The organism is Meridianimarinicoccus sp. MJW13 (assembly GCF_014901205.1).
Taxonomy (GTDB): Bacteria; Pseudomonadota; Alphaproteobacteria; order Rhodobacterales; family Rhodobacteraceae; genus Meridianimarinicoccus.
Genome location: NZ_JACNMU010000014.1, coordinates 1 through 10,937 on the forward strand (window position 1 = coordinate 1; position 10,937 = coordinate 10,937).

9 protein-coding genes are annotated in these 10,937 nt (G+C 58.6%); 5 read left to right on the forward strand and 4 right to left on the reverse strand.

The window, feature by feature from the left end; all coding sequences use genetic code 11:
- Window positions 1–179 precede the first annotated feature (179 nt).
- Genes H8B03_RS18755 through H8B03_RS18770 form a run of 4 tightly spaced genes read right to left on the reverse strand, consistent with a single transcriptional unit; the run spans window position 180 to window position 7,470 of the window.
- Complete coding sequence (locus H8B03_RS18755; protein WP_193143484.1) at window positions 180–2,264, reverse strand: AIPR family protein; 2,085 nt, start codon at window positions 2,262–2,264, stop codon at window positions 180–182.
- Window positions 2,257–3,246 (reverse strand): PD-(D/E)XK motif protein, encoded by a 990-nt coding sequence (locus tag H8B03_RS18760; protein ID WP_226926149.1) that lies wholly within the window; start codon window positions 3,244–3,246, stop codon window positions 2,257–2,259. The genes H8B03_RS18755 and H8B03_RS18760 overlap by 8 nt, the downstream gene beginning before the upstream one ends.
- Window positions 3,206–5,956: a Z1 domain-containing protein gene (locus H8B03_RS18765; RefSeq protein ID WP_193143486.1), complete on the reverse strand. Its 2,751-nt coding sequence runs from the start codon at window positions 5,954–5,956 to the stop codon at window positions 3,206–3,208. Before H8B03_RS18765 ends, H8B03_RS18760 begins: the two co-directional genes overlap by 41 nt.
- The gene (locus H8B03_RS18770) at window positions 5,953–7,470 is read right to left on the reverse strand and encodes an ATP-binding protein (RefSeq protein WP_226926151.1); all 1,518 of its coding nucleotides are present in this window, start codon (window positions 7,468–7,470) and stop codon (window positions 5,953–5,955) included. The genes H8B03_RS18765 and H8B03_RS18770 overlap by 4 nt, the downstream gene beginning before the upstream one ends.
- Window positions 7,471–8,386: 916 nt before the next feature.
- Here H8B03_RS18770 and H8B03_RS18775 point away from each other — a divergent pair.
- From H8B03_RS18775 to H8B03_RS18795, 5 genes are all read left to right on the forward strand, one after another.
- Window positions 8,387–8,626, forward strand: a complete 240-nt coding sequence (locus tag H8B03_RS18775; RefSeq protein ID WP_012177662.1) for an AlpA family transcriptional regulator — start codon at window positions 8,387–8,389, stop codon at window positions 8,624–8,626.
- Window positions 8,627–8,651: 25 nt separating this feature from the next.
- Complete coding sequence (locus tag H8B03_RS18780) at window positions 8,652–9,764, forward strand: tyrosine-type recombinase/integrase (RefSeq protein ID WP_193143489.1); 1,113 nt, start codon at window positions 8,652–8,654, stop codon at window positions 9,762–9,764.
- A 57-nt stretch (window positions 9,765–9,821) separates the two neighbouring features.
- Window positions 9,822–9,986, forward strand: a complete 165-nt coding sequence (locus tag H8B03_RS18785; protein WP_193143491.1) for a hypothetical protein — start codon at window positions 9,822–9,824, stop codon at window positions 9,984–9,986.
- Window positions 9,987–10,058: 72 nt separating this feature from the next.
- Complete coding sequence (locus tag H8B03_RS18790) at window positions 10,059–10,412, forward strand: type II toxin-antitoxin system RelE/ParE family toxin (protein ID WP_193143493.1); 354 nt, start codon at window positions 10,059–10,061, stop codon at window positions 10,410–10,412.
- Window positions 10,409–10,759 (forward strand): helix-turn-helix domain-containing protein, encoded by a 351-nt coding sequence (locus H8B03_RS18795; RefSeq protein ID WP_193143495.1) that lies wholly within the window; start codon window positions 10,409–10,411, stop codon window positions 10,757–10,759. The genes H8B03_RS18790 and H8B03_RS18795 overlap by 4 nt, the downstream gene beginning before the upstream one ends.
- Window positions 10,760–10,937 lie beyond the last annotated feature (178 nt).

The window sequence follows — 10,937 nt, forward strand, 5'->3', positions numbered from 1 at the left end:
TAGCTGAACAGCGACCCACTCGTTTCATCCGTCCCGCGCATCTTGACCCCCACAGTTCTGCTGCGGACGAGGAATCATGTTCTCAAATCGTTGTCCAGAAGAGACTATTTCAGCAACCTGCTAGGTTCTGGAGGGCGTATTCGGTTGGGCCACTGAACTTGTACAGCTTCCTGTTCGCGTCAAGTTGCATCGGCACTCACGCCAGTTGAAAAGCCTTCATCCTGAAGCTTCTTGAGCGCACCCATGGCAATCGCGCATTGCTTGTCCGAGGGCATCTTGCTTGGGATCGCAGCGCAGGTTTCCAGAACGCCATTCTCTCGCGGAGACAGAAGCCCACGTTCCCGTGCCCAGTTTCGTGCTTCTGCCCAAAACGCGGCGCCAAGCCTGTGTACTTCGAGTTCAGCCTCGACGCTGGTTTCGACAGCCTTTTCTGCGCGGGCCTCTCTCGCCCGTTCATTGGCGAGGTCCGGTGAAATCAGAACGCGATCGACTTCCTCCGGATAGCTCAACTCACGATCTTCCAGTCCCTTCCAACACGCCTGTTTCTTGGCCCATTCGCTGAAGTTGCGCACGCCCTCCGGCGGGTGAGTGATCACGTCCTGCGCTTCTGCCGCTGCCACCAACAAGGCCGCCTTCAAGTCGGGAGAGACATCCTGGTATCTCCAGACGGCGTCCAGATCGACGACCATCTCCCGTTCCTCTGCATCATGAACGAGCTTAGCAATCGCGTAGGTCACGATGTTGGCACGGTAGCCACCTTCGTACCATTCCGCGCCCGAGACCAATTTTTCGGTGGTCCGGAATATGATGGTCTTTGCTATCATACGCCTGAACCAAAGCTCATCGAACGCCGCGCCTTCAGTGCCCCACCGCTTGCCGATGTGCTTGGCGAATTCCGCGAAGTTCTTCTGCGCGCCGAGGCTCACGATATGCGGTAGGCAGGCCCAAGTGTTCTCGAACTTGGCAAGGTCGGTCTTCGTGAGGAACTGGGAACGCGGAAATTCGGCATCGAACTTCTTGCGCTCAGCAATGGTCCTTCGACCACGTTCGTCGGCATATTGTCCCCTCGCGCGCTCGTAGAACCATTTGGTGTCCCGATACCCGTCCTCTCCCCGCGCAAGGACCTTGCGCGACAACTCTTCCGTCCTGATGTGGAAGGGATGGTTGGCGAAGAAGTCCGCTGCGTTCACCTTGTTCTGGCTATTCGCGTATTCCGAGATTCGTGGGACCACGAGTTCGGATTTTTCGCGCGGCACGATCGTCAGCTTCATTTGGACGTGAACACGTTCCAACTGCTCGGCGAAGGCCTTGCGTGCGGCGTGCAGTGAAGCCGTCGTTTGACCGCCATTGACGATCTGCAGATTGTCAGCCCGCACCAGCTGGAGCCCGATATCGGTCTGTTCCACCTCGATCGCGTCGGCCGTCGCACTGAGGCCGTTGTTGTAGGAAAAGAACATGTGCGGCTCATCGCGGATCGTGTTGCGAATGCCTTGGTTCACCTTGCCGCGCGCCTGAAGAAAGCTTCTCACGTTGGCCTCGAGCAGGCGCGGTCCCCACTTGTCGTAGATGGCCGCCAGCTGCTTTCCGGGAACGACCGCTAGGTAGCTTTCGAGCGCGCTGTCGCTTCCGGAGGCTGCAAGAAGGGGAACGCCCCCGCCGAAATCCCTGTCGAAATCGATGATCAGGTTCGCCCGCGCCTGCCCCTGCTCCATGTATTGCTTCAGGCGCTTCAGGTCCCAAACACTGAGGGTGACAGGTCTGCCATCAAGATCTTTCACGTTTGCCGCATCGGCACGGGCGCGAAAGTCAGCGTTGGTCACGATGATGAGTTTGACCTTCTCGACATCCTTCCAAGTCGTGGCGATGAGATCGGCCACGCCGAACCCGGCACTTGTCTCCTCCAGCTGCTCTCGGAAATCGGTCTTTAGGCTTGAAACAACGAATCTGTATAACCGCTGAAGCAGGCGCTGAATCTGATCCTTGTTCTGAACACGCACATCTTCGGAAAGCTCGAAGTCGCACAACACAAGGCTCAAGACGCCGTCGCCATCTCTTGGGTCGCCGCCGTAACCGTCGATCCGCATGGGGTTGCTGGCGCCGCCGCCCTCGAAGTAAGCCCGGTTAGCTCCGTCCAACTCACCGGCTTCGGTCAGCAGATCGCCCACCTTCTCGAAAAACGCCTCAACCGTCACAAGTCCGAGGACGTCAGCATCGCCTTGGATATCGGCGATGAGTTCATGATGGAATTCTTCGAGATCACTCATTCTCAAGCCCATTCCGGATCACGTCGATCAGATCACCTTCCAGTTTGAACGGCTCGCAGGCATCGAGAGCGATCGAATACCGGACATTCTCCACGCCTGGTGCAAGCGGCGCGGAAATCCGTGGGAAACCCTCTGTAACCTCGTAGTCGGTCCCAGCGCCAAGAAGCCATCGCCTGTCGTCGTAATCGTTCTCGGGATCATATCCTGTCGAATAGAGAGTCTCCTCCCACGCTTCGAAGGCCGAGCCGTCTTCTTCGAACATCTCGGCCGTCATTCGCACGTGATCATGCAGGCTCTGACCTTCCGGCAGGACGGCCGACGCCACGTTGACCACACGCAGGCACAGGCGGCTCCCTTCGACATCAGCAAGTTGGTCTTCCGAAGAAATGGCCACGAACGGCTTTGCCGCCACCCGTCTTGCCTTCACTTCGACACAGCTGCCGATGAGTTCGAAATCCTTGGCGGAACCGGTCGGACCGGTCCACGCCTCGATTGAAGTGTCAGGTCCGAAAGCCGAAACAAGGTCCCTAAGGAAGGCCAACTCGCCGACCAGCCCCCGCTGCTCTTCAACGGATAAACCATTGGTCTTTCCGCCACGCAGAATGTGATACCAGCGCCGCGTGCGTTGAAGCGCTCTCGAGAGCGCTTCGTCTCTATCCGCACCTGCTTCCCCGGCCTCGACCACATCCCGGCAAAGGGTTTCGAATATCTCGACCTGACTTCTTTCCTTGAGACCTAGAACGAATGCCGACCCACCTGAAAGAGGGCGGAAGGAGGCTACAAGGTTCTTCAATTTCGGCAGACGTGGTAGTGGTTGCGGCAAGCTAGGCAGCCTCAACATCAGGCCGGGCATGCCGGCGTCCAGCACAACCCAGAAGAAATCGAAACGGCCCTCTACATCGACCCGCTTTGCTTCGTCCGGGTCGAGTCTTTCCCAAGGATCACGAGGCTTCAAGAGCTGCCTCCTGATCATCGTCTTCATCTTCTTCACCGAAGAGTTCTTTGAATTTTACAGAGTTGACAACGAACTCTTCGCCCTCATCATCGTAGAGAGATTCCGGCAGGCTCATTCCCCAGGCAACTACAGGCTGAGAAGGAATCTTAGCCGCCAATTTGCGAGATTTCTCATCCAGTGTTTCTTCTGACGGACGCTTTGCTTTAACGAAGTGTAATATCAATAGGCCACGCTCTCTAACTTTTCGGTATTCCTTGTCAGGAAAGTTTGCTCTTTCGCCGACTGCCAAGCCTTTCTTTTGGCGATAGTTCTGTTCCACTTCTGCTGCACGTGTTGGATCAACGCCAGCCTTTTCAATACCGCGCGATGCAACTCTCATGGCCTTGCCGCTAAATGACATGAAATCGTGAGCAAGGTCATTTAGGTCAATCGAACGGTTTGCCGGGACAATCGGAGTCCCGAGAATATCCGTCGTACCATCGCCATCGAGACTTGGGATAAGGACGTCCCATAGTCTCAGTTGGTCTGCTCGTCTTGGACGGATGTAGCTTCGAACGATTCTTGGGTCCGTTGTTACGCTTCTCTCCTCATTGCGCCAGCCCGCCAAGAACTCATCTATTGCGCTGACTGGCACGTCCCTAATCAGCTTCCCCCAAGGAGTAGTTTTGTCTGGAAACGCCCCAGAAACAACATGCTCAACAAGTCTCTTCGCTACTTCAATATTTGCGATTATGTCCTTCTCGAGGACACTGACTTTTGCAGTTTCAACAAACCTGTTAGACAGCCCGATACGCATGGTAACTTTCTGGCCGGAACCCATTTTATTGCGCGCAGTCACGAGCAGCGAAGCCGGATGGCTCCGTACGGCCAAGCCAAACATGCGTGGCGTTGCCTTGGCCTTTTCCATTGTTTTCAACTCGTCATGAAGTTCCTCAGCAGCGTTTGCGATGAACGCGTACCAGTCGATTGCTTCCTTAGGCATCCAAATGCGGCAAAGGTCCTCATAGCCGCCCCGGTAGCCGAACCATCGCCCCATCTGCATGAGCGTATCGTACATCATTGTGTTGCGCAGGAACCAAGTGACCGTCAGGCCCTCCAGCGTCAGCCCACGCGACAACGAGAACCCACCAACAGCGACGACAGTCTGGCCCCTTTCTCCTGAGTTCGAATAGTCCAAGTCATTGGCCCGGCTGTTTACCTCCACGATCTTGGCAGAGGCGATTGCATCAAGGAGTTCGGACTGGATGGAGGGCCAATCGAATTCAGAGTCGGAGTATTCGTCCTGCCAGACGCCATGGAGTGCGGCAATCTCCGGATCATTCAATGCGGCCGCGCCCCGACTCGCATTTATGCGAACTGAATTCTGGATCCGCTCGAGCGTTTCGTGAAGGCGATTTCGCAGGCGGCCCTGAACAGCGGTAAAACGGCTCGCGTTTACAAGCATCGAGCAATGGGCCGCCTTCTGCCCGCGCAAGTTCCTGATGGTCCTCGCGAGCAGAAAGGTGCGCAATGCCCGCGTGAGCGACGACGGCAGCGCATCGAGCTCATGATCGATCTTGTGCTTGATGGGCAGAATGTCCTCGTTGTCGGTGATGTAACGAAGCCAAGTTGGATCGCCTTCCTCCGGCAGTCCATCCACGAAGATCTTGGTCGGGCCGAAGTAGTTGGTGGGCGCGTCAAGGCCTATGATGAAATCCCTCGGAAAGAGGTCTTCATTGTACATCTCGTCGTCCTGATCTGGGTCGATGAAGATGTTGGCGAATGGCGTCGCCGTGTACCCGACGTAACAACTCCGGTGGAACATATTCAGCAGGTCGCGAATCTGCCCATTGATCGTCGTGACAAGCTTCTTGCCATACTTCGTATTGATCGATGCGTTGTCAGCTTCGTCATCAATCAGGAGCATCGGCTGGTCGATCATCTCCTGATCGCCACGCGCGCTGTTGTCCTTCAACCAGTCGAGTAGGTTGGCAAGCGTGCGGTGGTTCTTCTTGATCACCAGGACGACAGGCACCTTGTAGGAGTCGATCTCGCTCGTGTTGGTGGAAGCTGTGGCCTTGTTGAAATCCCGCAGCGTGTTGGTAAGGCTGACTGGCGTCTTGTTCGGGTCGAAATGGCCGACGCCCACGATGTGTTTTGCCCCGCTCTTCTTCGTTTCTTGGGACTTTCCGGTATCGCGGCCGATGAACCCCTCGTCGATCCGGGCCTGAGTCTGGTTTCGAAGGTTGTTGTGAATACCCGCAATGACGATGATCAGCCTGTACCCTGCATCTGCAGCCTTGCAGATCAGGCCGGTATAGTTGGCGGTCTTTCCGCTTTGAACGTGGCCAACCACCATGCCGCGCCGATCCCACGGTACATGCTTCTCGGGGTTGCCCAGCCGACCGAGGATCTTGTCCGTGACCGCGTCCGTTGAAATCACGACATCCTTCGGAAGGCCATTTTGCAGGAGCAACTTCTGGTAGCGGTTCCAATAGAAAGGTTCGATCGACGGCTTTGCGTCATCCAGCCAGGGTTCGAAATCCTCGCTGTCGACCACCGCACCAAGCCCAGCCTTGATCCCCTGCTTGTGCTCGATCTCGCGCGCAATTAGCTCGATCTCCTCTTCACTGAGGCCCGGCGGAATCAAAGCAGCGACGCCTCGGATCATATTGCGAAGCTCGTCTTCCGTCTTCCGCGCTTGATTGAACAGGCCGCTTTCGACCATGTTCTTCACTGTCTCAATTGTTTCATTCATGAAATCCGTGTCCTCAAGAAACCTTCCAGAATCGGCGCGGCGGCTTCCCACCGCACACGCAAGAACGGGTTGCTCTGCAGCGTGTCCGACAAAGCGTCGGACGGCACACCGTTCTCCATCAGGGTCACCGCGAGGGAGTAGACCAGCTCTTCGAGGTCGTTTGCTGATGTCTCGTCAGCCGTGACCGCTTCTGCATTCCCCACAAGTTCAGCGTGCAGCGTCTCGATCGGTAGACCTGAACCGACAATGCGCAGGCAGCGCTCGAAACCCTCTCGCAGGTCTTCCGGCAACTGATCGGCGTAGGTTCGGAAGACAGGGTGCTCGAGGTTGGGGCGAAAGACGATCTGACCATCCTTCTGCACCCGATTCCAGATCGGGAAGCGGGTTTCATCGACCAGTTTCTGGCCCCGGCTGCGATAGGTGCGCTTGGACGTTCCGACAAACCGCTCGACGACCTTTTTGAGGCGCTCACGCACCACCGGCGGAAGCTGTGCCGAGGCTTTCTTGACGTCGATCTTCCACTCCGCATCCATCGTGTTCGGGATATCAACTGCGATACGGCAGAGTTTCGTGAGTTCGGTCTGGCGTGCAAGACCCAGCCATCCGCCCGCGATGATGAGACGTTTCTCGCGATAGACGTAGAGGCCCTGGGACTTCAGATGGCCCTCCGGCCCGCCAATTTCTTCCCACTCTTCCCGGCTCATCCGCTTGTGATGGGGCAGCGTGTGGCACCTTATCAGAACGTCACCCTGACGCAGGCGAAGCACTTCTTCCGGGTCCTTCTGCGTTGCGGCGTGTGTCGTTGCCATGGGGTCGATGGGCTTCAGCGGGCGACCGTTCAGCGACAGTTTCAGACGCGGCTTTGAGCCCTCCAGAAAGCGATGAAACACCAATCGCAGATGATGTTCTGCGCGAGACAACTCCGAGTTCATATGTTCCGCCCGCCTCGCACGATCATGTGTATAACCGCCGCTCAAGCGATCGAGTTTCTCCCAGATGACAACCGTTCCGGTCTCCGGAAGGAGGTCATGGCCCGTCACGAGTTCGGGGTTGTCGATGAGTTCGAGGCTCCAGTCGTTCCGTTTCGCGACGCGATCCAAGTCCCAGCGGGCACAAGAGGTTCGACCAACTTGCCGCGTCAGAACCGTCAGACTTCGACACTGCGAGAAGCTGGCACTTTTCAGGCCGAGACCGAACCGACCGAGGTCTTCGGCCTCGCGTTCATCGGTCGGATTCTTCGAACCGAGACGCATGGCTTCGACCAGTTCGGTCTCCGTCATGCCTGAACCGTCATCGGCCAACGCGATCCACGGCTCGTCCGCGACGGTGTCGGCGATCAGTTCTACTGTTTGCGCGCAGGCAGTAATGGCGTTGTCGATGATGTCGGCGAGAGCTGTCTCGAGGCTGTAGCCAAAGTCGCGATGACCTTCGATGAGCGACGCCGCATATGGCGTCGCATCGACTTCTCTCGTTTCAAGTTCGCCACGCGTTACTGTCCCCATAGGTTGAATCAACGCATGATTTCCAGCATTTGCAAGGCCTTGTTGAACGTCTCATAGCTGGTGAGAGACGGATCGGCATTTCCCGCCGAATTGCACCCGGCTTGCAGCGCAGATGCAGGCCGGGTGCAGCATCTCGGCAGACAAGAAGCACACTGTTTGCAGGGAAGACTGTTGTCCGGCGCTCGCCCTCGGATCATTTCCGGTCGGTCCACCGCCAATTGAAATCGCGAAATTGTGCTCATCTCTGACCAGAAATAGAGCAGCAGAATCGCTCATGAAATGCTCTGTCTCGCGCTGTACAACTGCTGGAAGTGTGGCGTCGTATAGCGGATGGTAGCGTGCCGCATCGCACTTATGGGGAGATCGATCAGAACGGTCCGGGGTGAGGAACGGAAAAGGGCAAGATAAAAGCGTCTGCCACGAATGCCGCAAGTCACTAACGTGACTGACGTTTTCGCGTGCATGCTGAACGGTCGTGTGCAGGTTTTAGGAAATTTTGTAGTCTTTTCAGACCACTGGTGTGCACAGTGCGGATATCTGCACTTCTGGGCTTGTTCGTTCGAACTCCGACAGCGCTGAGCAGGGGAAGTCCGCATCTCGCGCCCAACAATGGGAGCGCGAGATAAAAGAGGTGCCGCACGGCCACCTCAAATTGCTGTTGTTCAGAAAGAATATCCGCCGCAGTCACACGGGCATGGAAGCATCAATAGAACCAACCCACTGACCTGAAGTTATTTTCAGCGCGGCACGACGCCGAATCCACGAGAAAACGCGACTACGCCAGCACACCCGGCACAGCGCCCCGAAACGCCACACCCGCCGCCCGCCTGTCTTTCCTCGCCACAAGCCTACCCCGCCTGTTCTCGGCTTCGTTCCTCTCTCCCTTTCCGGCATCCTCCGGGCACACGAAACTCAGACCGATCGCCCCATGCCCAAGCGCCCCGCCATCCTGCCACCGACGCTCGCGCCCCGCGGTCTCTCGCGGACTGAGGCGGCGGCCTATATCGGGGTCTCGCCCACGCTGTTCGATCACCTGGTCCGCGACCGGCGCATGCCGCCGCCCAAGCGGATCAATGCCCGCACCGTCTGGGATCGGAAAAAACTTGACCGGGCCTTCGAGCTGATCCCTGATGGGGATCACTCCGACCACAATCCCTGGGACGACTGACGGCTGATGAAAGGCAGCGCGTGCCATGCCCACATTCAGGATGAGAGACGGCTCGGGCAGCATCCGCCTGAAGCACGTCATCGAGGACACCGACCGGCACGGGAACGTGCGCGTCTACCTGCGGCGGCCCGGGCACCTGAAGGTGCGGCTGAGGAGCCAGCCGGGAACGGAGGACTTCCTCGCCGAATACCGCGCCGCCATGATGGGCGCGACGCCCCGCGCGCCGACCGGACCGCTCGAGCGGCGCGGATCGAAGGGCAGCTTCAAGTGGCTCTGCGAGGCGTACTACGTCTCGGCCGAGTACCAGCGCCTGAGTGGCCGCACCAAGTATGTCCGGCGCGGCATCCTCGACCGGATCTGCGAGAAGAACGGGTCGAAGCCCTACGCGATGATGGAACCCCGCCACGTCCGCCGCATGCGTGACGAGATGGCCGACAGGCCCGAGGCCGCCAACGGCTTCGTCAAGGCGCTGCGGCAGGTCTATGCCTTCGCGGTCGAATACGAGCTGGCGCAGCGCAACCCGGCCCGCGACGTGCCCTACCTCAAGGCCAGGGGCGACGGTTTCCATTCCTGGACGATGGAGGAGGTCCGGCGGTTCGAGGACCATCACCCGATCGGCAGCAAGCCGCGGCTGGCGCTGGCGCTCATGCTCTATACCGGGCAGCGGCGGTCGGACATCGTCCGGCTCGGGCCGCAGCACATCAAGGACGGCTGGATCACCCTGACCCAGGCCAAGAACCGTGACCGCAAGCCCGTCACCCTCTCCATCCCGGTCCTGCCCGAGTTGAAGGCGGTGCTCGACGCGACGCCCACCGGCAACCTCGCCTTCCTCGTCACGGCCTTCGGCAAGCCCTTCACCTCGAACGGCTTCGGCAACTGGTTCCGCAAGCAATGCGACACGGCCGGGCTGAAGCACTGCTCTGCCCACGGTCTGCGCAAGGCCGGCGCGGCGCTGGCAGCCGAGAACGGGGCGACCGAGCGGCAGTTGATGGCGATCTTTGGCTGGACGACCATGAAGGAAGCCTCGCGCTACACCCGCGCCGCGCGCCAGAAGGTGCTGGCGGCGTCCGGGATGAAGCTGTTGTCGCGGGATGGGGGCGCGCCGGGAAGGGGGGAAGCGCGGGGTGGCGAAACGTGATACACCGCATTCCTCGCCAAGTCTGAAACGACCAAGAAGAACACAATGGAGGCAGTCATGACAAAGACCGAGAAACTGAAGCTGGATGAAGGCGAAACCTCGACGCTCCCTCCCGAGGCGTTCGCCGAGTTCCAGCGAGCGACGGATGCCCCAGGGGCGCGGATTTCCAGCCTCGCTCGAGCGGCGGAAAAGGCACAGCGGCTGCTCAAAGGTGCAGACTGATCCTCGCCCCGCAGCCCGTTCTTGCAAAATTAGTTCTTCAAGGCTATATAGCTTCAAGGTAGTATTTGCCCGATGCCGTGGACCGTATCCTTTGTCGAGGAATTTGAGCCGGAATTCGATGCCCTGCCACAAGAGGTGCAGGACGCGATCCTCGCCCGGGCGCTTTTGCTCGAGCGGGAAGGCCCCATGCTCGGGCGACCCCATGCGGACACCCTGACCGGGTCGAAGCATGCCAACATGAAGGAGCTGCGCTGCAATGCCGCCGATGGTGTCTGGCGCATCGCCTTCGCATTCGACCCCGACCGACAGGCGATCGTGCTCGTCGGCGGGGACAAGTCGGGTGGCAGCGAGAAGCGCTTCTACAAGTCGCTGATCGCCCGGGCGGACGACCGGTTCGACCGCCACCTGGAGAGACGGAAAGGATGACGACGATGGCCCGGAGCCTGAAGGACAAGCTGGCGACCCTCGACCCCGCCCGCCGCGTAACGATCGAGGCCGAGGCGGATCGGCTGCACGCCGAGTACCTGACGCTGCAGGAGCTGCGGAAGGCCAAGAAATTGACCCAGGTTCAGCTGGCGGAAACCCTAGGCGTGCAGCAGGCCACCGTCGCGAAGTACGAACGCCAGAGCGACCTTTTGCTCTCGACGCTGACAAGCTACGTCCGAGCGATGGGCGGGGAGCTCAAGCTGATGGTCGAGTTCCCAGGTACGGCGCCTCTGGCACTGGAAGGGCTGGGCGAGACTGAAGAACCACGTCGCAAACGCTCAGTGTAGGCACAACGATGTATTTCTCTCACGGCGGTAGATGAAGCGGAACTGCTCTGACTGCGACTAGGGTCAGGACCCATTGATTTCCGTTTGCTGGCGTGATTCACGGCTCAAAAACGAGCGGTGAACATGTCTGATCTTTTCTGGCTGACTGACGTGCAAATGGCGCGTCTTGAGCCTTTCT

Excerpts from the sequence above, each read along its gene's own strand:
- H8B03_RS18755 (WP_193143484.1), bottom strand. The coding sequence starts at position 2,264 with ATGAGTGATCTCGAAGAATTCCATCATGAACTCATCGCCGATATCCAA.
- H8B03_RS18775 (WP_012177662.1), top strand. The coding sequence starts at position 8,387 with ATGCCCAAGCGCCCCGCCATCCTGCCACCGACGCTCGCGCCCCGCGGT.
- H8B03_RS18795 (WP_193143495.1), top strand. The coding sequence starts at position 10,409 with ATGACGACGATGGCCCGGAGCCTGAAGGACAAGCTGGCGACCCTCGAC.
- H8B03_RS18785 (WP_193143491.1), top strand. The coding sequence starts at position 9,822 with ATGACAAAGACCGAGAAACTGAAGCTGGATGAAGGCGAAACCTCGACG.
- H8B03_RS18765 (WP_193143486.1), bottom strand. The coding sequence starts at position 5,956 with ATGAATGAAACAATTGAGACAGTGAAGAACATGGTCGAAAGCGGCCTG.
- H8B03_RS18790 (WP_193143493.1), top strand. The coding sequence starts at position 10,059 with ATGCCGTGGACCGTATCCTTTGTCGAGGAATTTGAGCCGGAATTCGAT.
- H8B03_RS18780 (WP_193143489.1), top strand. The coding sequence starts at position 8,652 with ATGCCCACATTCAGGATGAGAGACGGCTCGGGCAGCATCCGCCTGAAG.
- H8B03_RS18760 (WP_226926149.1), bottom strand. The coding sequence starts at position 3,246 with ATGAAGACGATGATCAGGAGGCAGCTCTTGAAGCCTCGTGATCCTTGG.